This window comes from Oryzifoliimicrobium ureilyticum, from assembly GCF_037199735.1.
In the GTDB taxonomy this organism is placed as follows: domain Bacteria; phylum Pseudomonadota; class Alphaproteobacteria; order Rhizobiales; family Rhizobiaceae; genus Rhizobium; species Rhizobium ureilyticus.
Window position 1 is genome coordinate 59,345 of record NZ_JBBBVQ010000023.1, and the last position, 26,344, is coordinate 85,688.

General features: G+C 54.0%; 20 protein-coding genes and 1 pseudogene. 13 read left to right on the forward strand and 8 right to left on the reverse strand.

Annotated elements, in window-relative coordinates; translation table 11 throughout:
• Positions 1-12: 12 nt before the first annotated feature.
• From VQ830_RS24135 to atzF, 3 genes are read left to right on the forward strand one after another with little or no spacing between them, the layout of a single operon-like run.
• Entirely contained in the window at positions 13-666 is a 654-nt protein-coding gene (locus tag VQ830_RS24135; RefSeq protein ID WP_337270717.1) for an urea amidolyase associated protein UAAP2, read from the forward strand.
• Complete coding sequence (gene uca / locus VQ830_RS24140; RefSeq protein WP_337270718.1) at positions 666-4,199, forward strand: urea carboxylase; 3,534 nt, start codon at positions 666-668, stop codon at positions 4,197-4,199. The genes VQ830_RS24135 and uca overlap by 1 nt, the downstream gene beginning before the upstream one ends.
• Positions 4,199-6,007 (forward strand): allophanate hydrolase, encoded by a 1,809-nt coding sequence (atzF, locus tag VQ830_RS24145; protein WP_337270719.1) that lies wholly within the window; start codon positions 4,199-4,201, stop codon positions 6,005-6,007. Before uca ends, atzF begins: the two co-directional genes overlap by 1 nt.
• Positions 6,008-6,052: 45 nt before the next feature.
• On the opposite strand, the gene VQ830_RS24150 is transcribed toward atzF, so the two are convergent.
• The 3 genes from VQ830_RS24150 to lepB form a co-directional block, all read right to left on the reverse strand.
• On the reverse strand, positions 6,053-6,682 hold the full coding sequence (locus tag VQ830_RS24150) for a PWWP domain-containing protein (RefSeq protein WP_337270720.1): 630 nt from the start codon (positions 6,680-6,682) through the stop codon (positions 6,053-6,055).
• 179 nt (positions 6,683-6,861) lie between these two features.
• On the reverse strand, positions 6,862-8,100 hold the full coding sequence (gene serA / locus VQ830_RS24155) for a phosphoglycerate dehydrogenase (protein WP_337270740.1): 1,239 nt from the start codon (positions 8,098-8,100) through the stop codon (positions 6,862-6,864).
• A 204-nt stretch (positions 8,101-8,304) separates the two neighbouring features.
• Positions 8,305-9,120, reverse strand: a complete 816-nt coding sequence (gene lepB, locus VQ830_RS24160) for a signal peptidase I (protein WP_337270721.1) — start codon at positions 9,118-9,120, stop codon at positions 8,305-8,307.
• 231 nt (positions 9,121-9,351) lie between these two features.
• Here lepB and VQ830_RS24165 point away from each other — a divergent pair, with 231 nt between their 5' ends.
• Entirely contained in the window at positions 9,352-9,570 is a 219-nt protein-coding gene (locus VQ830_RS24165; protein WP_337270722.1) for a hypothetical protein, read from the forward strand.
• Positions 9,571-9,593: 23 nt separating this feature from the next.
• Here the strand turns inward: VQ830_RS24165 and telA are convergent, their stop codons facing one another.
• The 3 genes from telA to VQ830_RS24180 form a co-directional block, all read right to left on the reverse strand.
• Positions 9,594-10,898, reverse strand: a complete 1,305-nt coding sequence (gene telA, locus VQ830_RS24170) for a telomere resolvase TelA (protein ID WP_337270723.1) — start codon at positions 10,896-10,898, stop codon at positions 9,594-9,596.
• A 166-nt stretch (positions 10,899-11,064) separates the two neighbouring features.
• Complete coding sequence (locus VQ830_RS24175; RefSeq protein ID WP_337270724.1) at positions 11,065-12,705, reverse strand: hybrid sensor histidine kinase/response regulator; 1,641 nt, start codon at positions 12,703-12,705, stop codon at positions 11,065-11,067.
• Between the two features lie 370 nt (positions 12,706-13,075).
• Positions 13,076-14,179 carry a substrate-binding domain-containing protein gene (locus VQ830_RS24180; protein ID WP_337270725.1) on the reverse strand — a complete coding sequence of 368 codons (1,104 nt, stop codon included), beginning with the start codon at positions 14,177-14,179 and terminating at the stop codon, positions 13,076-13,078.
• A gap of 301 nt (positions 14,180-14,480) precedes the next feature.
• On the opposite strand from VQ830_RS24180, the gene VQ830_RS24185 reads away from it, so the two are divergent.
• The 7 genes from VQ830_RS24185 to VQ830_RS24215 all read left to right on the forward strand — a co-directional run bounded on the left by VQ830_RS24185 (position 14,481) and on the right by VQ830_RS24215 (position 22,408).
• Positions 14,481-15,500 carry an ABC transporter substrate-binding protein gene (locus VQ830_RS24185; protein WP_337270741.1) on the forward strand — a complete coding sequence of 340 codons (1,020 nt, stop codon included), beginning with the start codon at positions 14,481-14,483 and terminating at the stop codon, positions 15,498-15,500.
• Between the two features lie 20 nt (positions 15,501-15,520).
• On the forward strand, positions 15,521-17,029 hold the full coding sequence (locus VQ830_RS24190) for a sugar ABC transporter ATP-binding protein (RefSeq protein ID WP_337270726.1): 1,509 nt from the start codon (positions 15,521-15,523) through the stop codon (positions 17,027-17,029).
• Positions 17,026-17,988: an ABC transporter permease gene (locus VQ830_RS24195; RefSeq protein WP_337270727.1), complete on the forward strand. Its 963-nt coding sequence runs from the start codon at positions 17,026-17,028 to the stop codon at positions 17,986-17,988. Before VQ830_RS24190 ends, VQ830_RS24195 begins: the two co-directional genes overlap by 4 nt.
• Positions 17,985-18,926 (forward strand): ABC transporter permease, encoded by a 942-nt coding sequence (locus VQ830_RS24200; protein ID WP_337270728.1) that lies wholly within the window; start codon positions 17,985-17,987, stop codon positions 18,924-18,926. The genes VQ830_RS24195 and VQ830_RS24200 overlap by 4 nt, the downstream gene beginning before the upstream one ends.
• Complete coding sequence (locus VQ830_RS24205; RefSeq protein WP_337270729.1) at positions 18,923-19,879, forward strand: amidohydrolase family protein; 957 nt, start codon at positions 18,923-18,925, stop codon at positions 19,877-19,879. The genes VQ830_RS24200 and VQ830_RS24205 overlap by 4 nt, the downstream gene beginning before the upstream one ends.
• Positions 19,872-21,185: an alanine racemase gene (locus VQ830_RS24210; protein ID WP_337270730.1), complete on the forward strand. Its 1,314-nt coding sequence runs from the start codon at positions 19,872-19,874 to the stop codon at positions 21,183-21,185. Before VQ830_RS24205 ends, VQ830_RS24210 begins: the two co-directional genes overlap by 8 nt.
• A gap of 209 nt (positions 21,186-21,394) precedes the next feature.
• Positions 21,395-22,408: a M14 family metallopeptidase gene (locus VQ830_RS24215; protein ID WP_337270731.1), complete on the forward strand. Its 1,014-nt coding sequence runs from the start codon at positions 21,395-21,397 to the stop codon at positions 22,406-22,408.
• A gap of 124 nt (positions 22,409-22,532) precedes the next feature.
• On the opposite strand, the gene VQ830_RS24220 is transcribed toward VQ830_RS24215, so the two are convergent.
• Entirely contained in the window at positions 22,533-23,723 is a 1,191-nt protein-coding gene (locus VQ830_RS24220) for a hypothetical protein (protein WP_337270732.1), read from the reverse strand.
• A gap of 358 nt (positions 23,724-24,081) precedes the next feature.
• On the opposite strand from VQ830_RS24220, the pseudogene VQ830_RS24225 reads away from it, so the two are divergent.
• Positions 24,082-24,306: pseudogene (locus tag VQ830_RS24225) on the forward strand (IS6 family transposase); the annotation flags it as partial.
• A gap of 823 nt (positions 24,307-25,129) precedes the next feature.
• On the opposite strand, the gene VQ830_RS24230 reads toward VQ830_RS24225, so the two are convergent.
• The gene (locus tag VQ830_RS24230) at positions 25,130-25,435 is read right to left on the reverse strand and encodes a helix-turn-helix domain-containing protein (RefSeq protein ID WP_438618614.1); all 306 of its coding nucleotides are present in this window, start codon (positions 25,433-25,435) and stop codon (positions 25,130-25,132) included.
• A gap of 74 nt (positions 25,436-25,509) precedes the next feature.
• Here VQ830_RS24230 and VQ830_RS24235 point away from each other — a divergent pair, with 74 nt between their 5' ends.
• On the forward strand, positions 25,510-26,181 hold the full coding sequence (locus VQ830_RS24235) for a hypothetical protein (RefSeq protein WP_337270733.1): 672 nt from the start codon (positions 25,510-25,512) through the stop codon (positions 26,179-26,181).
• Positions 26,182-26,344 lie beyond the last annotated feature (163 nt).

A 26,344-nucleotide genomic window follows, 5' to 3' on the forward strand; every position in this document is an offset into this window, starting at 1 on the left:
TGGGAGGCGATCATGACAGACTTCATCCCAACCTCTGCTGACCGCACTTTGTCCAACACGGTTCAGGACCACTATATTGCCGCTGAGGCACCATTTTCGACTGTGATCAAAAAGGGTCAGGTGGTGCGTATTGAAGACACCTACGGCCAGCAGGCTGTCGATACGCTGTTTTACAACGCACATGACTTTAGTGAGCGCTATTCAAGCCAGGATACGATGCGCGAACAGGGGGCAGCCTACATTTCGACGGGAACGAAAGTGATCTCGAACGAAGGCCAGGTCATGCTGACCGTAACGGCCGATAGTTGTGGGCGGCACGATACTTCTGCCGGCGCATGCTCCTGTGAAAGCAATACCGTTCGGTTCGGTCACTATACGAAATACCTTCATGCCTGCCGCGATAATTTTGTCATCGAACTTTCCAAACATGGCATGAGCAAACGCGACCTCGTCCCCAACATCAACTTCTTCATGAATGTTCCGATCAAGCCATCAGGCGAGATGACGATTGTCGATGGCATATCTGCTCCTGGCGATTACGTTGAGCTGATTGCACACATGGACGTGCTGCTCGTTATCTCCAACTGCCCGCAAATCAATAATCCCTGTAACGGCTTTGACCCTACGCCAATCAGAGTCCTGGTATGGGACGGCGAGGCCGCGTGATGTTCAAGAAGGTATTGGTTGCAAACCGCGGCGAAATCGCTGTGCGGATCATAAAGACACTGCAAAAGATGCAGATCGCCAGTGTTGCTGTCTATTCCGATGCAGACAGGTTTTCACAAGCGGTGCTTATGGCTGACGAAGCTGTGCGACTTGGGCCTGCGCCAGCTGCCGAAAGCTACCTTGATGTAGAGGCGGTTATTGCTGCTTGCCGAAAGACAGGAGCCGAAGCGGTTCATCCAGGCTATGGTTTCCTGTCGGAAAATATTGGGTTTGCCGAGCGACTCCAGAAGGAGGGTATTGTTTTCATCGGTCCGACGCCCGAAAACATATCTGCCTTCGGGCTGAAGCATACAGCGCGCGAACTGGCGGAAAAAAGCGGCGTTCCGCTTTTGCCAGGTTCCAAGCTCCTTGAAACCCGTGAGGAAGCCCTGACTGCCGCTGAGGCGATCGGTTATCCCGTGATGCTAAAGTCTACTGCGGGAGGCGGCGGTATCGGTATGCAGCTCTGCGATACTCCCGAAGCACTCGAAGCGGCTTTCGATAGCGTGCAACGCACCGCCAAAGCAAGTTTCGGCGATGCACGTGTCTATCTTGAGCGTTTCGTCGCGAAAGCACGGCATGTGGAAGTACAGATTTTCGGAGATGGCAAGGGACGGGTTGTTGCACTCGGCGAGCGCGATTGCTCGCTGCAAAGGCGCAATCAGAAAGTCATCGAAGAAACGCCAGCGCCAGGACTATCTCACACAGTGCGGCATCGGCTTCATGCGGCGGCGGTATCGCTTGGACAATCCGTTCGCTATGCCTCGGCAGGAACTGTCGAATTTATTTACGATGCGGCTCGCGAGGAATTCTATTTTCTGGAAGTCAACACGCGTCTCCAAGTCGAGCACCCGGTCACAGAAGCAGTTTTTGGTGTGGATCTAGTCGAGTGGATGATCCGTCAAGCCGTCGGGGAAGATGTTCTGACGGGACGTGAGCAGCTTGTTCCAAAAGGCGCGGCTATCGAGGCGCGCGTCTACGCTGAGATGCCGCATGCGGGTTTTCGACCCAGTGCGGGGCTTCTGACGGAGGTGAAGTTTCCGACCGAAGCCCGGGTTGACGGCTGGGTGGAAACCGGAACTGAGGTCTCTGCTTTTTACGATCCCATGCTCGCCAAGATCATCGTTTTTGGCGAAGACCGAAATATGGCGATAGAGGCTCTGTCCTCGGCCCTTTCTCAGACATCGCTTTGCGGGATCGAAACCAACCTCGATTACCTGAAGGCAATTGCCGCTTCCGATCTTTTCAAGAGCGCCAATGTCGCCACAACAGCCCTAAAGGATTTTGCATTCTCTCCCGATGTCGTCGAGGTGTTGACGCCTGGCGCACAATCGAGCCTGCAGGAGCTTCCCGGCCGGTTGGGGCTTTGGCATGTCGGTGTGCCGCCATCCGGTCCGATGGATGAACGCTCATTCCGCAATGCCAACCGGCTGGTCGGGAATCATGATCATACTGCAGCTCTTGAACTTACGGTGTCCGGGCCGACGCTGAAGTTCTATTCCGACGCAGTAGTGGCTCTGGCGGGCGCTGACATGCCGATGACCCTGGACGGCTCGCCGGTAATGCATGAAACACCTTTTAAGGTGCAGTCCGGTCAAACTCTTGCGATTGGGTCGATTAAAGGCGCGGGACAGCGTGCGTATCTTGCGGTTTCTGGCGGGTTTGATGCACCTATCATCATGGGGTCGCGCACCACCTTTGGTCTCGGTCAATTTGGCGGCAACGCCACGGGAATCCTGCGTGCCGGTCATGTTCTGCGCCTAGCACGCGCGGAACAGATGGGTACCAAGCCCGCGGACGAGCCGGCGCAGCTGACACGGCAATGGTCGGTCGCGGTTCTCTACGGTCCGCATGGCGCTCCCGATTTCTTTCTCGATGACGATATCGCGACTTTGTTCTCCACCGACTACGAAGTCCATTTCAATTCGGCGCGAACCGGTGTGCGCCTGATTGGCCCGGCGCCTAAATGGGCGAGGGCCGATGGGGGAGAAGCAGGGCTGCATCCTTCAAACCTGCACGACAATGCCTATGCCATCGGCGCGATCGATTTCACAGGTGACATGCCGATCATCTTGGGACCGGATGGACCAAGCCTCGGCGGCTTCGTTTGCCCGGCGGTGATCGCGCGTGAAGACCTGTGGAAGATGGGTCAGTTCAAGCCGGGAGACACCATACGGTTTCATCCGGTCAATCGTGACGAGGACAAGACACTTCAAAGAAGCCATATGCCTGTCGGCGCCGTAGGCTCGCCTATCCTCGGGTCTCAGTCGAAGGGCACGGTGCCTGTGGTCTATCGTCGGCAGGGCGATGACAATATGTTGGTCGAGTACGGCGCTATGCAGCTAGACATCGGCATCCGCATGCGGGTGCATCTTTTGATGGAAGCTGTTAAAGCAACAAGATTGCAGGGTTTGATCGACCTCACGCCGGGAATAAGATCGTTGCAAATCCACTACGACAGCACGATTCTCTCACGAACTCGATTGCTCGGCATCCTTGCCGAGATAGAGGATAGCCTGCCGCCCGCTTCTTCCGTTAAAGTCCCGAGCCGCACCGTCTGGCTTCCGCTTTCCTGGGATGATCCGGATGCACAGCTTGCGATGAGGAAATATCAAGAGTTGGTTCGCCCCAACGCACCTTGGTGCCCATCCAATATCGAATTTATCCGTCGCATCAACGGACTTGCAGACGAACAAGCTGTCAAGGACACGATTTTCAACGCTTCTTATCTGGTTATGGGCCTCGGCGATGTGTATCTCGGCGCTCCGGTTGCCACACCCATCGATCCGCGTCATCGGCTCGTCACGACCAAATATAACCCTGCTCGGACATGGACTCCTGAAAACGCGGTTGGCATCGGTGGCGCCTATATGTGTATTTACGGTATGGAAGGCCCGGGTGGATACCAGTTGTTCGGTCGTACAATCCAGGTCTGGAATACATGGAGGCAAACGGATGTCTTCGCCAAAGGCAAACCGTGGCTCCTCGACTTCTTCGACCAAATCAGGTTCTTTCCTGTTAGCCATGACGAGTTGACGGAGGCGCGTGCTGCTTTCCCGCATGGGGGCTATCCTGTGCGGATCGATGAGGGTGTCTTTTCCTATTCGGATTACGAGACACAGATGGCTGCTGACGCGGGCAATATCTCTCAATTCAAGCAACAACAGCAGAGCGCTTTTGAGGCGGAGCGCCAACGTTGGAAGGAGCAAGGACTCGACAGTTTTCAGGTCGATGAAACCGGTGGCGCGAGTCTTGGCGGCGATATACCCGAAGGTTGCTTTGGCGTAGAAACCGCAGTGCCCGGCAATGTCTGGAAGGTGCTCGTCGAGACGGGGCAGCAGGTCAAAGCAGGTGCGACGCTTGCGATTATCGAGTCGATGAAAATGGAAATTAACGTCACGACGCATGCGGCTGGGCGCGTGCGGGATTTGAGGGTCGCGCCGGGCCGCAATGTGAAGGCCGGTGATGTCCTGGTTGTAATGGAGAATTTATAATGTTGCCGATTATTCTCGATCTTACTGCATTGAAAACGGCCTATGCTTCAGGAATGACACCGCTCGATGTCGTGGAAGAGGTTATCCGGCGGCGCAGAGACCTAGAAGATCCTGCGGTGTTCATCACCGAGACACCGGATGACGACCTTCGTGCAGCGGTACGGGCTCTGTTGGCACGCGCGCCCGAGCCGAACAGCCTGCCACTTTGGGGCGTCCCATTCGCCGCAAAAGACAATATCGATGTCGCCGGCCTACCGACGACAGCTGCTTGCCCCGCTTTTGCTTACGATCCCGACCAAGATGCAACCGTCATCGCGCGGTTGAAGGACGCTGGTGCATTGGTCATCGGCAAAACAAACCTCGACCAGTTCGCCACAGGACTGAATGGCACGCGGTCTCCCTACGGTGCTCCACGATCCGTTTTCAACAAAGACTATGTCTCTGGGGGGTCGTCTTCGGGTTCGGCCGTGGTAGTCGCATCAGGTCTTGCTAGTTTTGCCCTGGGAACAGATACTGCAGGTTCCGGCCGTGTCCCCGCCGCCTTTAACAATCTTGTCGGCATCAAGCCTACGCCCGGTCTCGTCCCAAACTCCGGAGTCGTGCCGGCTTGCCGCAGCGTCGATGTCGTCACGATTTTCGCCGCAACTGTTGGTGATGGTATCGCTGTCCGCAAAATCATGGACGGCTTTGATGCAGATGATCCGTTTTCCCGTAAGGCGCTTCCTACGACTTTGCCAGCAAGCGGGTTGCGTGTCGGAGTTCTTGCCGGATCGGAACGGGAATTCTTTGGGAATGCTGACGTTGAAGCTCTCTATGATGCTGCCATCGAGCGAGCGAAGTCGTTAGGCGCGACCATTATTCCTTTCGATTATGCACCGTTTCGGCAGGCGGCGGAACTTCTCTACAACGGCCCCTGGGTTGCTGAACGGCTTGCGGCAGTGGAGGACTTTCTGGCGACGAATGCTGAGGACTTCGATCCTACTGTCCGCAAGATCATAGAGGGAGCAAAGGTTTACGACGCGGTTGCAGCGTTTGAGGGGCAGTACAGGCTCGGTCATCTTCGGCAAAAGACTCTAGCGCAATGGGAAAAGCTGGACGTTTTGATGCTGCCTACGTCGCCGACCACCTATAAGGTCGATGATATGCTTGCCGACCCTATCGTGAAGAACAGCCATTTTGGCCGTTACACCAACTTTGCCAATCTTTTCGGTTATGCAGCCATCGCCGTTCCGGGCGGGTTTGGATCGAATGGCTTGCCGAGCGGGGTGACGCTGTTCGGGCCTGCATTTTCAGATGATGCGCTTGCACCCTTTGCCGATGCAATGCACAGAGCTGCTGCATGTGGCTTGGGAAAAGATCAAACGGCGACCTTGCCCGAAGCCTCGAAGGTTGTGGAAACCGACGACGGTTTTGTTTCCATCATGGTCGTTGGTGCTCATCTGACCGGCATGCCGCTGAATCACGAACTCACTGGGCCTGGAGGTAAGTTTGTCAAGGTATGCCGGACGGCACGCGATTATCGTCTCTTTGTTCTGCCGAACACAAGCCCGCCGAAGCCGGGGCTTATTCATGAGCCCGGCTATTCCGGTAAGGGTCTTGAAGTCGAAGTGTGGAAGGTAACACCTGCTGCATTTGGTCGTTTCGTTCAGAACATCCCGGCACCGCTTGGCATCGGCAAGGTAACGTTGGATGATGGCTCGCAGGTTTCCGGGTTCCTCTGCGAATCCTATGCCGTCAAGGACGCTCTCGAAGTCACCGACTTGGGTGGATGGCGCGCTTATGTCGATGGCTCGCAGGCCTCACGATAAGAGATAGCATGTTGCTCGGTCAGCTGTCATAGGTTGACCGGCCGTTCAGCGAAGCAGTCCTTCGCTTCCGAATTGATCCCAGTCGAGAAGTTCCTTCGCGGCCTTCTCGACGTCGTCATGATGGGGTTTTGATGTTGCGCTCTGCTTCCTCAGGGAACGCGTAAGCTTTGCCTGATAGGCGGCTCGGCGGCGGTTCTCGATCTTTGCAAGAGCGTCTTGTTCTCGCCACTCGTCGACTGCTCCGCGATCAAGAAGATCTTCGACAAACTTCGGGTCGAAAACATGGAACGTGATCTTCTTTGCCCTGCCGCGCAACCTCACCGTTCGGATGCCGGCGCTTGCAAGGCGGCCGTCATTTAGCCAGCGATGACGTTCAGTCGTCGTAATACTCAAAATATCTTCAATTTCACGCGGTATTACCGGAATCTGGTCGAGGCTTTTCAGCGCGTCAGTGATTGCAGCCGATGTCGCATTGAATAAAGCTTTTGCTTGAGCCGGCAGGACGAGGGTGAGTTCGCCTGCATCGAGATCGAGTGCTTTCTTGGTGGCGGAAGGTAGCCTAGCACGGAGCTCAAGAAGAATGCCCTTCGCACGCACAGCCGAACCTAACGTCGCTGTCGGCGGCAGCCGCCAAGTCTTCAGAAGCTCAACATCGCTTTTTTCTTTTTTCGCCATTCCAGCCTAGATGGGGAAGATCTCGAGAATGTTCAATTGTAGCCTAGAGATGATGATGCCATGACGTGCTGGACCTTTGCGTCCGACATTCGGGTCATGGCAGCAGTCGTTTCAGGACGTGACCAGCAGGTCTTGATTAAGTACACACCCGGCGAAGACCAAGCCAGAGAGCCGCGTCTTCAATAGAGAAGTCGAGCACGGATCGTTCCTGGAAGCTGACGGATTTCGTCGAGCACATCATTTGCCGTCTCGTCGATGCCCTCAACTTCGATCACGACATAACCCGTATCGCCGTGCGTTTGCAGGAATTCTCCAACAATATTAAGCCCACGGGCCGACAAGATCGTATTCAAGCTGTTGAGGATACCCGGGCGATTTTCATGAACATGGATGAAACGCGTACCATTCGGCCGTGGGGGCAGCTGAACCTGTGGGAAGTTGACTGCACCAAGTGTCGAACCAATATCAGAATATTCGACCAGCTTTCTGGAAACTTCCAACCCGATGCGTTCTTGAGCCTCTTCCGTCGATCCGCCGATATGTGGCGTCAGAATGACATTGTCTATGCCTTGGAGGGGCGTTACGAACGCTTCACTATTGGATGCCGGCTCCTTCGGAAATACATCGACTGCCGCACCTGCAAGGTGACCTTCTTTCAACACCTTCGCGAGGGCTTCGAGATCGACCACCGTGCCACGCGCATTGTTGATGAAAAAGGCACCTTTTTTCATCCGGCGCAGCTCAGTTTCCGTGATCATATTTTGCGTGGAGCTCGTTTCGGGAACATGCATGGTCACGAAGTCCGAGATTTCCAAGAGTTCGCCGAGTGACGCCATCGATTCGGAATTGCCGTGCCGAAGTTTATCAGAAGGATCGAAGTAGCGGACAATCATGCCCATGCTTTCGGCCAGAACGCTGAGTTGCGAACCGATGTTGCCATAGCCGACAATCCCAAGTGTCTTGCCGCGGACTTCGCGGCTGCCGACGGCAGACTTGTCCCATCCTCCCTGATGAGCAGAAGAAGCCCGCGGAAAAATCCGTCGGGTCAGCATGATAATTTCCCCAATAACCAGTTCGGCGACCGAGCGGGTATTTGAATAGGGCGCATTGAAGACTGGTATGCCGCGCCGACGCGCCGCATCGAGATCAACCTGGTTTGTCCCGACCGAAAAGCAGCCAACTGCAATGAGCTTTTTGGCAGAATTAAAAATTTCATCTGTAAGGTTGGTGCGGGATCGAATGCCGATAATGTGTGCTTCAGCAATTTGGGCTTTCAGATCCTTGTCATCCAAAGCCTTTGGTAAATGGGTAAGGTTCACATAACCGGAGGACGTAAAATAATTAATGGCGGTTTGACTGACCCCTTCCAGCAAGAGCACAGAAATCCGGTCACGGGGAAGAGAAAGACGTCCGGTCATTGAATTGCCTTTTACGCTGATGTTTTTGTTGGCTCGAAGTTGGTGTTCAACAAAGGATGTTTTCCGTTGGCGAGAGGACTTAGCGACCAACATAGAGGGAGCGCAAGCCCTGATTAACGCTTCCGGCGACAAACGAAGCGGCCCGTTGGAGCCGAAGCCTCGGTGAAATGCAAGCTGTCACCTTTTCTTAAAGGCAGCACCCACTTACTCGATGATTTTGCCGGCGCGGCGCGGCTCCCGAGACACAAAAATCACCACTGCTTGGCCTATAATATCCGTCCCGGACACAAGCCCGTCCCCTCCGAATAAGTTGGGTAAGCGACTGTCCACGGAATTATGTCTGTTATCCCCGAGGACGAAATATTTGCCGGCTGGTATAGTGAAAGGGCTGACATCATCCGTTCCCGGTGGGGCCTTATCCGTCACCGCAATCTCGTACTGCCTTCCTTCGAGATTCGTCTCAGTGAAGATTTTGGCTCGATTTCCATAAATGTCCGTCATTGAGTTATTGGTTGGGACTTGTTTCAAGTTCTTGCCGTTGATTGAGATTAGCCCATGGCGTAGTTCAACTTGGTCCCCAGGAACGGCAATCAAGCGCTTGACGAAAAGCGTCGGTTGCTTTTCCGTTTGACTTTGGTGAGAAAACACAATGATGTCACCGCGCTTGGGGCCATCATTGAGATAGGGTCTTGTCATAAAGATTTCTTCGGCCTTTATGTTCGGCTCCATCGAAGATGAAGGCTCGGTTTTCATCGACATCCCGCAAAAATCATTCTTGAATTTGGCGCCGTCGCAGTCCGCAGGTGCAACGGCAGACAGGCCGGAGGCCGCCGCTTTGATCAGTGCTTCTCTGTCGGAGGGACTGGTTTCCCACAATCCGACTTTAGCGAGGAAGATAGGATATGCCGCGCTGATAAAGTGCTCGAAGTCTTCTGCGCGGTCATTGGCTAACGCTCGATCAGCAGTTAAGACCGAGGCTACGAGGTCGATTGCTATAACGATGCGCAGAATGAGGTGCATGCTTCATCCCAAACTATGAGCATTCCAGGAAAGGTCACAGGCGGAGCCATTCCTCAAAGATATGCGAAGCTTTCTGCTATTTATAGATCCGTCTTCAAGTTAGCTTCGGTGTCAAGCAACATACCGGGAAAATTTTGACCACGGCGTATCCAGGCATTGCTCGATCACCTGCACAGCACTATCACGGCTTGCGGGGGGGAGACCCCCAATCAAATGATGGGGGTCGGTTTCATGGATGATATGATCAAGATTGACAATCGTGGCGACTTTGGGCTTTGGGCAATCGAGGTTGCAAAGCTGATTGTGAGCGAAGAGGGCTTTGAACTTGCAAGGGCAGCCCGCGATGGGACCGAGGATGATGTGAGAACAGCCGGAAACGCTCTTGGACAGGCCATCACCAATGCGCTTTTGCAAGTTTACGATGGACTTTTGGAGGGGGTAGAGGACTAACGAGGCCGAGCCCGTTGTTTCTCCTAAATAAACTCCTTCAGTCGCGATACCGTACGTTTATTCAGCCTCTCTGCACGTGTCTGTGCGTCTTCGACATCCCCCGGCAGGCAGTAAGTCATGTATGACAGAGATGTCTCAAGGTCGTTGTTGTTGTGACCGAGGATAGCCGCGTAGTAGGAATTTTTGGAGACGGTCAACGGCGCGAAGTTCTGATAGGCGATTTCTGCGTATAGATGTCTTAGTCCATAAGGCTTTGCAGGCTCTTCGGGAGGCCATATTTTCTCAAACAAGTTGAGAACTGCATCCCTGAGCTGGATGCGAGTTGCAACCGAGAATTCATCTAGGTTCATTTTGCTCCATTGCTCGCCGTTGGCGCTCTCGCGCAGCCTGCGATGAGCCTCAAGGACCTTTGTCGCGGGCGCGAGCACAGGTATCTCGTAGGTTAATCCGAACTTCGTACCTTCCCGCTCTTTTGTCTTGGCCTGACCGTTGAACAGCACACTCCACTTGGAGACGCCCTTATCATAGGGGGCCGGATAAAATTGAGCTTGCGTAAAGACCTCGAAAGGCCGCCGGCCCGTCGTCCCGATGAGACCTATACCGATGATCAAAGGATCTTTTGAGGAGAGGCATTCAATACAGATGTTGAGCACTTCTTTCCATGATTTGAAAAGGATAAGCGCCGCATTTTTATCCGCTATAATCTGAAGCTTTCGCTTCCTGGCGTCCTCGTAGAGATCCTTGCTGCCGATGACGAATTCGAGCGCAGGATGATCCTGGCTTAAAAACCGCTTAATGTGGTTTCTGTATTTGGTGATATAGGAGATCAGGGTCGTTTCGGACTTGCCGGCCAGCTTCTCGAGTTCTTCGTTCCAGATTTTTCGCATTTCGGCTTCTTTCTTTGCTTTTTCAAGCTTTTGAATGAAGCTCTCCAGCTGCCATTTTAGTGTTGGCTTTCGGCCGACGGGCGCAACTGTCACTGAAGGAGGCATGTTGGCAGATTTTGCCGCAGGCGGCGTGATCTCGCTTTCGGAATATCGCTCCTTGAGGTTTTTCATGTTGCAGTACGCAAGGAAGGGAGACGTTTCGCCATATGCCGACTTGATAGCCTGTCTATATTTTACAATATATAGCTCGATCGTCTTCTGCGTTCGACCGTTCTTGATATGATACTCTATCTCGGCCGCCCAGGCACGCTTGAGGCGGCTTTCCCACTGGGCCGAGGAAGGCTTGCCTTTTATCTTGGCCAAATCATCGACAAAGGTTTTTATTCTATCCAAGAGGACAGGTTTTTTTGTTTTGCGTGCAGGTCGGATAGAATCGGCCATTATTGGCTCCTGATGAAATTAGAGAATTATATATGCTGGTAAGCAACGCATGACAAGTTTTCATTAAAGTATGCGAAGCCTTAGCAAATAATGATGTAAAGCCGGAAATTCTGTTCAGCGCTCAAGTTTAAAGTGCTTCTTGCTATAGGCAATCTGAATATATTTATTAGTGTCCTGCATGCGTCCTTAATGCCTCTGTCAGGATGATAGAGCGGAGTTCGGCGGGGCGAACTGGCTTTGAAAGAACCGGTATTTCAGGCTCACCTAAATCCTCGCTCACTCGTGTTTCATCATGGCCACTCATGACGACCGACGGAACCTTTCGGCCAACCATTGCGCGTACCGTCTCGATACACTCGGTGCCCGTTATACCATTGCCAAGATCAAAATCGGTGATGAGCAGATCGATATCGCCAACATTATTCGGTACAGCGGGTTCGGCTTGTACCTGACAGCCCCATTTGCATAGAAGACTTGCGGTTGCCATGAGAACAGCTTCATCATCCTCGACCAGCAAGATTCTCAAACCTTTCACCTCAGCCTCAGTATCTTGACCGGATTTAGCGGTGTTTCTCGTAAAGCTGGGAACGATCGTGAGGCCGGCGAGGGTAACGCGGGTTCCGCGGCCGGGTATGGAGTGTAGCGCGACCTCCAGTCTAAGGAGGCGGGCAAGTCGGCGTACGATTGGTAAACCAAGCCCGACGCCATCAATATCTTTGCTCCCACGCTCCCTGACCTGATAAAACTCATCAAATACCTTTGATTGGTGTTCAATTGGAATTCCGGGGCCACGGTCAAGAACGTGAACCGCGAGGGTTTCGCCACGGCGTCGAGAACCGATAAGGATTGGCCGGCCAGGAGCGTACTTGATAGCGTTGTTGACGATGTTCTGGAGCATTGTCGTGAACAGAGTTCTATCAGTCAGCACAATCGCGTTGCAGGCGATCGTGCGTAATTCAGTTCCGTCGATTTGTGCTGCTTCCCAGTTTTGGCGAACCACATCTTCTATAATTTCCGCAATGGCAATCGGTTCGATCACCGGCTGGACCCTGCCGCTGTCGAGCGTCGATATGTCCAGCAAAGACTTGAAAAGCCGTGAAACGCTCTGGAGAGATCGGTCGATGTTTTCGACCATTTGCAGTTCCCTGTCAGCCAGGTTTGCATCTCGCAGGCACGCGGTGAAAAGGCTGATCGCATGAATTGGCTGACGCAGGTCGTGGCTCGCTTGGGCTAGGAAACGCGATTTAGAAAGGCTTGCCTCTTGCTCTGCGGCATAGGCCTTCTCCACGCGATCAAGTAAAATATAAATGTAGGCTGGAACGAGAACGGTGGTGCTTGCAAGCGTTAGAACAATATACGGATTATCCCGCCAGTAGGCGTTGAAATAAGTTGTCACTCCAATGGAGATAAGGGCGCCTATGGTTGATATGACTAAGTAGGCTGTTCCAAACCGCAAGCCGTTACCCACGGTCACCCAAATAACAATGGAATATAACGGCAAAAATCCAACGCCGCCGACCGCCATCGCATAGGTCAAGGCACCAATGTCATGCGATATCGTTATCGCGCGGCGCAGGCTATGGGCACCGGGTCTTTTTACAACCCACCAATAGATGACAATCGAGAAAACGTAAAAATAGGGAATGAAATAGTTTAAACCTCGCGCTTCTGTGGGAGCCATGCCGCTGAAAATTTGCGGAAATATGTAAATCGAGACCAAACTGACGATGATAATGCGGACGACTGCTTGTGCTTTGTCGGTATCGAAATCGGGTGAGTAGGGTTTACGCCATTTCCACATCCGCATATCAGCTGTTCCTGTCTTTCGGGAGCTTGCGTGTCTTCTGCCTTTTGAGTTGGCGCAGCAGCTTTATCTGTGATGGCATATAGCGAGCGCAGTTCCTCCGCTAGCTCTATAACATCGAGGAGGAGTTAACGGTATTTGGCGTAGTTTCTCCGGCCGTGGGTGAGATCTCGGCAAAAAATGTGAGCTGCGCGCCAAAAAATTTTGGCGCCCTTTTTTGAATCTTCCTTCACCCCACATCAAGGATCAGCGCTGGAAAACGCCAGTTCCAAATGGCCACATCTGATAGCGGTGCGGGCTGTTCATACGACAAAGCACAGGCATTGGAACCATCATTGGCTCGCATCTGATGAGCAGCTTAAGTTACGTCTCTTCAGATGCTTCCGCGCTCACTGACGATAAGATCGAGGCGGCGTGTCTTTTCATCAATGATTTCGCCGGATAGCCGCGCGATCAGCATCTTGCCTGCCTCATTGCCAAGCCTTGCGCTGTCGACGCCTATTGTTGTCAAACCCGGAGGGATTTCTGCCGCTATGTCGCTGTCTCCGAAGCCGATGATCCCGAGGTCCTTCGGTACTGAGATCCCGAGACGCCGGGCTTCCATCAAGCAGCCAAGAGCGAGAACGTCATTGGCACAAAAGACAGCTTGCGGATTGACTGCGCTTTTGAGGATCTCGTGCAAGCAGCTTCTTCCCTTCGAAAGGCCTGTGATATCGTCGACCAATACCTCGCTGACGAGATCCATTCCCAGAAGCTGGCATTGCGTGCGAAAACCCTTCAGCCGAAGCGCGCCTCGTCCGCTTCGGCGTCCAATATAGGCAACTTCTCGATAGCCTTTCCGAGAAAGCAGTTCTGCGGCGAGTTGACCCGCTTCGGTGTTGGAAAATCCGACGAGCATGTCGATCGGGTCTTTGGGGAACGCCCACGTTTCCATGATTGGAATTTCAAGACTTCGCAAGACTTCCCGGTTGGCTTGAAGCTCGATGACCCCCGTGAACATAACGGCAGCTGGCTTCATGGCGTGGAGAGAGCGAATAGCAGCCGTTTCGCGCTCATAGGAGTACGAGGTTTGACCAACCAGGAACAGAAATCCAGCCTTTTCAAGAACCTCGGCGCAGGCTTTTAACGCAAGTGAAAATTGCTCGCTCATCGTATTCGATGCGAAAGCCAGGACTATGTTGGATCGTCCGCTCTTAAGGGCGCTGGCGTATGGATTAATGCTGTAACCAGTCTGCTCGACCGCAAGCTGAATGCGTTTTCGCTTGTCAGGCCTCACCCGCGCTGGATTGCGCAAGGCTCTCGACACCGTAATTGGTGAGACTTCTGCCAGCCGGGCAACATCCGCCAGACTCGCGCGCTGGTTCGTAAAACCGGAATTCCCCTCATGAACTGTCGCGCTTAACGACGGTTGATCCATGATGCGAACGACATCATCGTAAACTAGGCTTTCAGTTTCCGCATCGTGCTGGGTGTTCATTATTTTCCTGAAGCCTGTCGGGGCTGGCTGACTAGCGCGCCGATATGTCAAACGCACTCGCGTCTCGCAGGATGCACGCACACTCGCGAATGGAACATTGTCGTCGCTCAGTATTAGTAGAAGGTTTTGTAATATTTGACAACGTTATCATTGACAGCTCTTTGAGAACGAATGATAACGTTGTCAAACAGATTGATCGACGAGAACTTTCCTCTCCGTGGAGTCACATCTGATTAAAAAAAAGGGAACTCTTATGACTGCGGACAGACAGGGAAATCTGAAGACATTTAAAAGGCTTGCGATGGCTTCCTTCGCTGCCGGATTAGCAATTGCCCTATCGAACGGTACGGCATCGGCGGCTGCCAATTGCATTAAAGGCGGTCGCAAGGCGCCTTATACGATTGGTTGGGCAAACATTTATTCCGTGCCGACGTGGATGAAGCAGACGGAAGGTACCATCAAGGCTGAAGTCGATGACCTCAAGAAAGCAGGCTTGGTCAAGGATTTGATGGTGACCGACGCACAGGGTAACGCTCAAACCCAGATCCAGCAAATCCAGTCAATGATCGATGCGAACGTCGACGCGATCGTCGTTATCGCAGGATCTTCTAACGCCTTAGACCGCGTAATCTCTGATGCCTGCGACAAGGGTATCGCGATCGTTAACTTCGACAGCTTAGTAAATACCGACAAAGTCACCGCAAAAATCAACACCGATTCCAGTCAGTGGGGCGGAACGGCGGCTAAATGGCTTGTCGACCAGTTGGGTGGCAAGGGCAAGATCATCATCATGAACGGTCCGGCCGGCATTTCGGTAAGCGATGACCGGCGAAAGGGTGCACAACCGGTTCTTGATGCGAATAAGGGCATCGAGGTCATCACAGAGACCAACACGGAATACAACGTTGCCCCTGCCCAAGAGGCGATGACAAGCTTGCTCTTTGCAAATCCGGAAATCGACGGTGTTCTCTCGCTTGGCGGGTCTCTGTCTGCCGGCTCTCTCCTTGCTTTCGACCGCCAGGGGCGTGAGCAAGTCCCAATCACTGGTGAGAATGCTCGCCAATTCTTGGAACTTTGGAAGGAAAAGGGTCTCAAAGGCTGGGCAACGATGCAGCCAAACTGGCTTGGCGCCCTCTCGGTTTATACGGCTGTTCAAGCACTCCAAGGCAAAAATGTACCTTCCTTCGTCAAGGTCCCGCTTCCAGTCATCGATGATACCTCGATAGATTCATATTTAGCTCGTGCTGACAAATTCCCGGCCGACGGGTATATTTATTCCGAATACGACCAGGCGCTTTTCGATAAGCTGCTTGCTCAGTAGCCTGATCGAAAGGTCAGATAATGAACAACGTGAAGCCTCTGCTGGAAGCCCGGCAGGTGTATCGAGGCTTTTTCGGTAATCCGGTTCTCAAGGGCGTCAGTATTGCCCTCTGTCCGGGTAGGGTTCACGCCCTGCTCGGTGAGAACGGGGCCGGGAAATCGACATTGATCAATATACTGTCGGGTGCTCTGCAGCCGGATGACGGAACCGTCGCGATCGACGGAGTTCCGGTTGCCCGACTATCGCCATCCTCGGCGCGAACGGCAGGGATAGCCGTTGTTCAGCAGGAGCTGAGCCTTGCAGCCGATCTCTCCATTGCTGAGAACATCGGTCTCGGCTTCTATCCGCGTCGCTTTGGGTTGATTGACTATAAGGCGCTTCAGAATAACGTCGAAGACGTTTGCGAAATGGTGGGCCTGACCGAGCGACTCGATACGCCAGTTTCCGACCTCTCGCTCGGTCGACGTCAAATGGTCGAGATAGCCAAAGCGCTGTTTCGCAAACCCCGTGTTCTCATTCTTGATGAGCCGACCTCCTCACTTTCGGCTCATGAAGCGGGCGTCCTTGCGCGGCTCATTACAACCTTATGCGAGCGAGGCGTTGCGATCCTTTATATCTCCCATCGTCTTAATGAGGTGCAGGCACTCTGCTCGCATGTCACCGTCCTAAAGGACGGGCTCGTAACCGCGGACCAATCACTTGCGGGTATCGATGCCGAAGGTCTTGTTCGCCTAATGGTCGGCCGCGAAGCTGGGGAACTGTTTCCTGCGCGGTCGTTGCCCGAGAAAGGTTCGGAGCGGATCAACGTAGTTGGATTTTCCGCTGGACGGGTCAGCGATGCAACCTTCTCAGCACATGTTGGGGAAATTATCGGTATTGGGGGCCTTGTGGGGCAGGGGCAGGAGGATCTGCTCCTCGGTCTTTACGGTGCTATTCCGGCGCGTGCGGTGCGGGCTGCCATCGATGGTAAGGACAGCCTGCCAGAAAGGGTTTCCGATGCAAACGCCGCTGGTATTGTCTATGTCCCAGCGGACCGCAAGCACGAAGGTTTGGTTCTCCCGCATTCGATCGCATCAAATGTTATTTTGCCATCGCTTGGCAGGCTTGCGCGCCGAGGTTTTCGCGACCGCAATGCAGAGAGCGGGCTCATCGCTGCACTTGCAAAACGATTAGCGATCAAGGGCGATGTTGCGCGCCCTGTCCAGGCGTTGTCCGGAGGCAACCAACAGAAGGTGGCGCTTGCAAAGTGGCTGCCGCTCGAACCGAGCGTGTTTCTCCTGAACGACCCGACCCGCGGCGTCGACATCGATACGAAGAGGGAAATCTACCTGATGCTGCGCAATTTTGCCGCCGAAGGCAAAGTGGTCATCCTTGCGAGCTCCGATACGCCTGAGCTTGTGAATCTTTGTCATCGTGTGCTTGTCCTGCGCGAAGGGCAGATCGCGGCGGAGCTTTCAGGCGACAGTATCACTGAAGAAGCAATCGTCGGTGCAGCGATGGGCGTGGCCTCTAGGGAGATTGCCCCATGACAAAATCAACTTCCATCTCACTCTACGCCGCTATCCAGCGGCGGCGCAACCGCGGGCTTGGCGGACTTTATCTCGTGGTTGCCGCCTTCCTTTTCCTCTACGCCCTTCTGTTCCCTGGCATTTTGTCGATAGGTGGGTTTTCAAAGTTCACGCAGAATTGGTTTCCACTCGCGCTGGTGACTATGGCGCAAGCTTTGCTGATGCTAAACGGAGGTATCACATTGGCGATCGGCCCGCTCGTCAGTTTGGGAGCCGTGATTGCCTCTCTCACCATGGGCGGGACGCTCGGCGTTCCGGGGGGTGTCATTTCTGTCGCGACCTCGGGTCTCGTCATCGGTGCAATTACCGGCCTTATCGTCGCGTATCTCAGGCTGCCGGCAATCATTGTGACTCTTGCGGGATCTTTCATCATTGGTGGGATTGCGCTTATTCTATTACCTCGTCCTGGCGGTTTCGTTCCGGTTTGGCTTTCAAACACGCTTGCCGGCAACACACCTGTCGCGTTTGCCCTATTGGTGTTGATCCTTGTGCTCTGGAAACTGTTTCTCGGCACCCCCCTGGGGCTTGGCGTTTATGCAGCAGGTGACAACCCGCTCGGAGCCTTCCGCTCGGGAGTCCCAATTGAACGCGTGAAAATCGCATCATTTGCGATATCCGGTCTGCTAGCAGCTCTTGCGGGCCTATTCGTTGCGGCGCAGACCGGCTCCGGCGACCCAATCATCGGAACGCCGTTTACGCTGAATTCCATTGCTGCCGCGGTCTTAGGCGGTGTCGGCTTCCTGGGTGGGCGCGGAACAATGCGGGGTGCTATTTGCGGAAGCCTTCTGCTTTCCGTGATGATCAACGTCATGTTCTTCCTGGGCTTTCCGCCTGTTGCTCAGTATGTGGCACAGGGTTTGATCATCGTGGGTGCAGTTGCCGTGCCAGAACTTGTGGCACAATGGAAGGTTAAACGATGAGTATCGCTAGAACCGTCTTGCGCAATCCACCGCTCTTGACCCTTGTACTTGTTGCGTTCGTCTGGATTGCTGCTTCTCTCACTCTCCGGGGATTTGGGGCCTATGGACATTTGCGGTATCTGTTGGAGCTTTCGGCAGTCATAGGCATTGCAGCGGCAGGGCAAACGCTTGTCATTCTTATGGGAGGGATTGACCTTTCGGTCGGCGCCGTCATCACAGTGACCGCAATTTTACTGCCTCTCATCTCACCCGGCTGGGATCCAAGCGGGCTTGTTGGCGTTGGGCTATCGCTCATGATCGCGATCTCAATCGGCCTCGCGAACGGTGCAGGCGCGACCTTTCTAAGAGTGCCGCCCATCATTATGACGCTTGCAATGGCCACTTTCCTACAAGGCTTATTGGTGATTGTCGCTGGAGGGAGCGCCGTTACCGTACAGAACTCTGCAGTTATTCTTCTAGGTCAGGCCCGGCCTTTCGGTATTCCAAGCGGCGTTCTATTATGGATCGCAGTCTCGGCCATCGTGCTTGTTATCATTCACCGAATGCCAATCGGTGCACGTTTTCTCGCGCTCGGCGCCAATCCACTCGCTGCACGCTTGTCGGGGGTCAGCATGACTCGCAACACCCTGATTCTTTATGCACTTTCCGGATTCTTCGCTGGGCTGGCTGGGATCTTGGTGCTTGGGATGAATCGTCAAGGCTACGTCGGTATCGGTGACCCGTATCTCCTGACTTCTATCGCCGCGGTGGTGCTTGGCGGTACATCGATTTTAGGTGGTCGGGGCACCTATGCCGGCACGATCCCTGGAGCGATCCTGCTCGTTACGACGACGGCACTGATCACGGTGGTCAATGCATCGCCTGGTTGGCGCTCGATCATGTTCGGCACGCTGATCCTTACCCTTTTGTTGATATCCGGACGAGAGGCACGAAGATGACTTGCCGCTATTCGGGCCCCGTGATCGACCCGCATCATCATCTTTGGGATCTCTCGCTGAGACGCCATCCGTGGCTCGAGAAAGCAAGAGTGAACGACACGGAAATGGTGTTCGGCTCGCTTAAATCTATCCTGCGCGACTATGGCGTCATGGAATACCGTGCTCACGCCGCGTGCCAGAACGTGGTTGCCACTGTTCATGTCGAAGCCGGTTGGTCTGATGAGTATCCGTTAGAAGAAAGTCAGTGGTTAGACAGTCTTGATCATAGCGACGGAATTGCCGAGCGGTATATCGCGCGTGTCAGGCTTGATGCCCCAAATGCAGTTTCGCTTTTAGAAGAGGAGGCGAAGAACCAGAGGGTCGTCGGTATTCGAGACATCGTGAGTTGGCATCCAGAGCCCGCCAAGAGCTTCGCGCCGTGCCCAACCCGTATGATGGATCCACGATGGCGGGAAGGGCTTAAACATGTCGAACGGCTGAATCTCGTCTTCGACTTGATGCTCTTTCCGTGGCAGATGCAGGAGGCCCTTGATCTGGTACGCGCTTTTCCCAACACGCAGTTCGTGCTCAACCATGCAGGCAGTCCTGCGGACCGTTCGCGAGACGGGATGGCAGTTTGGCGACAGGGATTAAGGGCCCTTAGCGCAGCGCCAAACCTACGACTGAAGATTTCAGATCTGGTTGCCTACGACAACGATTGGACTTTCGAAAGTCTCGACATAGTGATCGACCATTGCTTGAACTGTTTCGGCCCGTCGCGCTGCATGTTTGCGAGCGACTTTCCGGTAGCCGGTCTGCACGCGACATTTGACCAGATTTATGAGGTCTTTCGGTGGGCTGTCGAACCGCTATCGCTCGACGAGCAGCGTGCGCTGTTTTTTTCCACTGCTAATGAGACCTACCGGCTGAAGCTTGCTGAAGTCAGCACGGCTTTGGGAGAAAAAGATGTCTGATCTGACTGTCAATGCCTCAGGTGATCCAATTATCGATAACCGCGTTCGTGGTTTTCCCTCTGGGCATCCCCCGATGAAGCTTGAGGCGATCGGTGAACGCGGTTGGAGCCCCTATGACGGTGTGATGTCACTGCCGTTGATATCACTCGACGAAACGGCATTCGCGGGAAACATCAGGGCGATGATCGACTACGTCAAAGGCCAAGGCGTTGAGATTGCTCCGCACGCCAAGACGCCGATGTCGGTCGACCTGGCCAGAAGGTTGATTTCGTTAGGGGCTTGGGGAACAACCGTTGCTGATATTCGTCAAGCAAGCGTTTTGCTAAAAGCCGGCCTTACGCGATTGATCACGGCTAATGAGACGGGTGGAATTGCGGCGGCTCGCCGCCTTGCTGCTGCAGTTGCCGGGCATAAAGAGATCGAGCTGCACGTTTTCGTGGATTCACTCGATGCTGTCGATGCTCTTCTTAAGGCCTGGGCCGAACGCGACGACCTTCCCGCCATCGGCCTTCTTATTGAATTCGGCGTTGGCAGGGCGGGTGCGCGCACTCTCGAAACGGGCATGGTGCTTCTGAATGCGATCCTTTCCTCGGAAAGCCCAACCTTCCGCCTGACAGGTATTGCTGCTTATGAGGGATCGGCAGCGACGCAAGATCCGGTGCAGACCAGCAATCGCATTAAGGATTTGATGGCGTTGACCGCATCGTTTTTGCCCATCGTGCGCGAACGGCTCAATGATGGCCGCAGATTGATCGTCACTGCCGGCGGCTCGGTGTTCTTTGATATGGTCGTTGACGGCTTGGGTATTGCCGTTGCGAGTGACCATAATTGTATTTTGATTTTACGCAGTGGAGCGATTTTCTTCCATGATCATGGTGTCTATGAGCGAGGCCTAAAAAGCCTAGATGCACGCCGCGGCTTTGTTGTTGCAGGATCTCTCCGATCAGCTTCGAAGGAGTTCGTACCGGCACTGAGACTTTGGGCAGAAGTTCTATCTCAACCCGAACCCAAGCTTGCCATCGTGGGTATGGGCATGCGTGACGTCGCCAGCGATCAGGATCTTCCGCGCCCGCTATTTTTATACCGGGACGGCAAACGCATCAGCGATCTGGCCGGCACACACGTGCAGCGACTTAATGACCAGCATGCGTTTGTGTCGATGTCGGAGCAAACCGAATTAAAGGTCGGTGACGTCATTGAGTTTGGCGTCTCCCACCCCTGCACATGTCTGGATCGGCACGCCATACTCTACGGCCTCGATCAGGGTCATCGCGTTGTAAAGGCCTATCTCACGAGTTTTGGCTGAATAAATATCTCAAAGGGCAGGATATCATGGATCGTCAGCGATTGGGCCGGTCCAAAAGCCTCTAGGCAGCACCGGGCTTCCAGCGACGGCTGCATAGTTGATGTCCTCGCCAGGTTCGACAAATGCTCGTGGGTGTGGAATCCGCGTCGACATAACAGTGGTCACGGCCGTCATCGGCTTTTTCGACCGAAATACCCATTGGAGACAACATGCATAGTGGCATCATCAATCCAATCGATCTCGCGCGGGAGGGCAGGCAGTCAGCGCATCTAGCGATACCCTATTCGATAGATCGCTCGCCGTATTATCAGATCCGTATCCCTATCGTTCGTTTGAAGAACGGAGACGGACCAAGTCTCCTGCTCATGGCCGGAAACCACGGTGATGAATACGAAGGCGAACTCCAATTGGCGCGATTGATACGCATTCTGGAGGTTTCGAAAATTCAAGGAGCCGTCACCATTCTGCCGATGGCGAATCTGCCTGCCGTGATGGCAGCAAAACGCTGTTCGCCGTTCGATGGCGGCAACCTTAATCGCGCGTTTCCTGGCGATCCAGCTGGTCCGCCGACCGCGCGCTTGGCTCACTTTCTCGAGAGCGAGCTTTTTCCCGCCCATGACGTCATCCTTGATCTTCATTCGGGCGGCACCTCGATGGCGCATCTTGCTTGCACGTTGATCGAGAGACAGGCCGATCGAACGCGCTTCCAGCGCTCGCTTGATCTCATGCGCGCGATGGGAGCGGCGCACGCCTTCATCGCTGACAACGGAGCAATGGCGCCGACCTCGATGGGTGCTGCAGCTCGCGCTGGCGCAATTGGGCTATCTGGTGAGTTCGGTGGCGGAGGCACAGTCACGCCGGACAGTATGGCTTTTACAGCAGCAGCGATTGACCGACTTCTGATGACGCTCGGCATCGTAAAGGAGACGGTGCTGTCGAGATCTGTGCCTGATCGTCCTCGCTCTTTACAGCTGTTATCGCTGTCGCGTCACAGCCAGGGAATTTATGCCGAAGGGCGAGGCTGGTTCGAACCGGCCGTGACGCTTGGTGCACGTGTTGCGAAAGGCGAAGTCGCTGGTTGGTACCACGATCTCCAGAGGCTGGATGAAGTCGAGGAGGAGTTGCATTTTGCGGAAGGTGGTATCGTTATCTCGCATCGCTTACATTGCGACAGCCAAGCTGGCGATTGCCTCATCCAGGTCGGCGAACCGATTGAAGGGTAAGAGCTAGCTTTATATTCCCTTCCTGGATGTCTCGTCGTCCGCTGCAGGCCAACTGTTATTCAGTCTAGAGCAGAGCGATTGGTGCATCATGCTGCTGGCAATACGGCTCCTGTGAGTTCGTGGCTCATCCATTCTTCGCAGCCAGGACGGCCATCTTTACCCAATCAAGGCGTGGGGCCGGAATTAGTCCGTAATTATAAAAGTTAATTCCCTCCGCACCTGCATCGACCGCGGCCTCAGCCCTTGATGTCAGAATTTCGGGACCATCGACTTCTGGATAGAAGACCCTGAGGCCTACTCCCAGGAATTTTCCCGGGCCGAGCAAGCGTCGGCCGGTTCGGATCACTTCAGCAACCTCGTCCGGCGTGGCATCGTAGCAGCACAAAATTGCGCCGTCACAGAGCTTGCCAACGGCTGCGAGGTCAACGCCGCCCAGCCAGCCATCCTTTAAGTCAATGAGCACGATCCGCGTTTCGGGATCGGCCGCTGCTTTGATTTCTCCGATGAGGCTGGTTACAGGCTCCGATCTCCATGCGAGGAAATGGTGAAGGTTCGGATAGTCTAAAAACGCGTCTATGCCAGCTTGCGGGAAATCTCGGAACTGGATCTCTGGGACGGCACGTTCACAGACCTCATCGATTAAGTGGCAAACTATTTCGCGTGCCGCTTCCACTCTAACGCCGGCCTTGGCTGCGCGCGCCATGCAATGCTCACAGAAACACAGGGAAAGCAGAAAATCGTCTTCCCCGTTCAATCCAACGCCGTCCTTTTCATGATGATACTCATGGGCAAAACCCAGAAAATTCGGGCTCTCGAGCTCGAGCATGTCGGGTTGGTAATTTCTCGTAATGTCTTTGACGAGAGTTATGACATAGTCGCGAGCTGCAGGGCTCGAAGGGCACAGGTTGTAGTAATTTGCATTGCCAAACGCGTTGCGCGTGACATGATCCTGATGGCGCTCACCAAGCCGGCTGTTGTGCAGGCAAACTGTCCAACAGGATACTCTCAATCCTGTTTCGCGTCGCTGTTCTATCAGTGCTCTGAGCACGTCACCACGCTGAGCTACGTTGCGTGCCTGGAGTGGTTGTATCTCTTTACCAGCCCACAGGTTCTGATCGGGCTGGAAGTATACCGTGCCGTCTTCAGGAAAATACGCTTTCTGTTTCGGGCTCCTGGGCTGCAGGAACCGACCGGCATGGTATGATGTTGCGAGGCTGACGGTGTTGAGGCCGGCCCTATCGATCACTTCATTCGTAAAGCGCGAAATGCCTTGGTCCTGAACATCCCAAGGATAGGTCCAGATCGAAAGATGCATCGACTTTCTTCCTCAAATAGTTCGGGCACTTACAACGCGTCAAATTCTGGTTTGCTGGCGCTGTTTGTCGCACTTGACGCGGATGGGCCTCATATCTCGGATTCTACCGGAAGGTCGATAGCTTAGCCAAGGGTTGAGATTGCGTACAGTGCTTGTGAATTTTCGGGTTATCTTTATCAAAGTTCGCACGGGTGGCATGCCTTGATCATCGTGTGTGACGATCCGTCCTTCATGGCGTGGCTGAGAGGCTAACCACAGCACAGTCAGGGTGGATTAAGGCTCAGCGTTGGACCTCGCTGCAAGCGAAGGGTGGAGTCGCCTTAACAGCCTGTTTGAATTGAGTCGATACTGGGCTTGCATGACTAAGCGCCCGCTCGCCCACATCAAACGCCATTGCTTTCCCGCTGAGATCATTGCCCATACGGTCTGGCCCTACTACCGATTTCCGCTCAACCTTCGCGACGTCGAAGATTTGTTGGCGGAGAGAGGCATCAACGTCTCGTTCCAAAGTGTCTCGGAATGGGCGGCGAAGCTCGGCTTGAAAATTGCTCATCAGCTTCGACGCCCCTCACGAGGCCATTTTTTAGGATGCATGCGCAAGCATGGTAAAGAGGCTACCCCACAGCTTGTAAACGCTGTAAAAATCGTTATCTGGGACAGCGACGTGCTTTGACAGAACGGATTGAAATACTTCAAAAGCTGAGGGACTTACATCTTGATCGAAAATTATCGGTCTTTCGATCCGTGTTCGAGAAAAACCCGAGTCGAAAAGCGCGTCTAAAAAATCATTTACATCTTCTGGAACCTTCAACGGCACAAGACTGTATCCAAGCGGGAAGTACATCAAAGACCTCAAAAAACTACCTAATTGGGAGGTGCAGAACCTCCCTGCGGGAGGCAAAGCACCGATCCAACACCCTTTTGCGTAGCCCAAAAACACTGACAGTTTTTTGGATTTTGCGCTCTAATATACACGTTGATATGGATCCCCTGGGCGCGGGTGATGCGGTGCGCTGGGTGGAACACGGTCAAGACGCCCTCCGATCGTACGACGGGGGGATCGCAAGGTGGGCAACATGTTGCGCACACACCCCGCTTAACCCCTGGAAATTGCGCCGCTGATAGCTTTTTCGATTTCATCTGCGTTGTAGACGGCCGCCGCTGTTGTCGCAGTGACTGCTGCGGCACCGAATAGTAAAACCGGGGTCGTCACGTTGTCGGTGAGTTAACGGTTGGCGTGTTCATAGCGATCGATTAGCCGCTAACCGTTAAGTCACTAACAACGTGACAACCCCCCGCCGCGCGGGCTTGCAGGACCAGACAAAATCTGCCGTCTCCTCACAGCTCACTCCGACAGCGTTAGCCTTCAACCGAACAGAGCGCGTTGCTAAGCCATCGTGTTGCTCTCACGAACCTGATTTCTTCAACCGTACGCCAGGACCATCCCCGTTTTCAGGGATGAAAACTATACCGGCATTTTCCAACACCAGGCGGAGGTCGTCGATTGTAGACTGTTTAAGTTCCTTGCCTTTTTCGAAACGAACAATTGTGTTGGTCGACATTTTCGCCAGATCCGCGAGTTCCGCTATTTTGAGGCCAAGAGCCGCGCGCGCCATCCGACACTGAACAGGTAGCATCAAAAATCGCCTATAATAGGCGAATTTAGTTGATTCGCCTTGTTTTCCTACTAGAATATGCAGGTCTTGCGTCACTGCAGACGGTCAGGCGAGGCGATGCAACCGCCCTGCCTGACCTAACCACAACCTAGCTATCTGGAGCTTGGATCATGGCTGATTCTGAGAATAGCAGAACTTTGCCTGCAATTTCGCGTAGAAAAGAAAAACGTGAGCACGGCAAGCGCAAAGACCTTCCTCCAATCATCGATCGCCGAAACCTTCTTCCTGTCGCCGCCCGCCTGCTGAGCACGCTGAGTGCAGAAATCCCGCAGCGAACGGAAAGCGGTCCAACTCCCGTAAGAGAAATGTGGCCTCGCTGGTACGACTATCACCAGCAGCACATGAGGGTCATCCGTCTCAGGGAGAAGCTGCAGGCGCGACTGCTCGAAGAGGCCAGCGATCTTCCGGTGGTGACGCTTCCGAATATCGGAGGGGATGGCGTCGTCGAGGCTTACTCTTTTGCCGATCTCAATCGAATGGCCTCTCAGCTCGATGCGAGACACCTATCTCAGGCGCGAACCGAGCTTCGTCGGCGCCGCAGAAGATGGAAAGAAGCGGATCGGCGTTTGGGATACAGCGTGATCGTTGCCCAGGAACAAGAACTCGCGGAGCGGGCGGGGATCTCCGGCCGCGTCATGCGGACCACACGGACCTCTTCACCGATCGAAGTCACCGCCAAGCTTCATTGCCTTATCGTCATGCACGATCCTAGGTTGAAGCTCAAAGCTGCACCGTGGCCCGAACTACGGACAATGCTGAAGGATCTCCTTCTCCTCATGTAAGGCGGGTATTGCTATCGTCGGCGCGGTGCAGGACTTCGCCCGGGGTTGTCACGTTGTTGGTGACTCAACGGTTGGCGTGTTCATAGTGATCGATTAGCCGCCAACCGTTAAGTCACCAACAACGTGAACTGCACCCCGTTTCATCCGGACATGTCTGCATAAG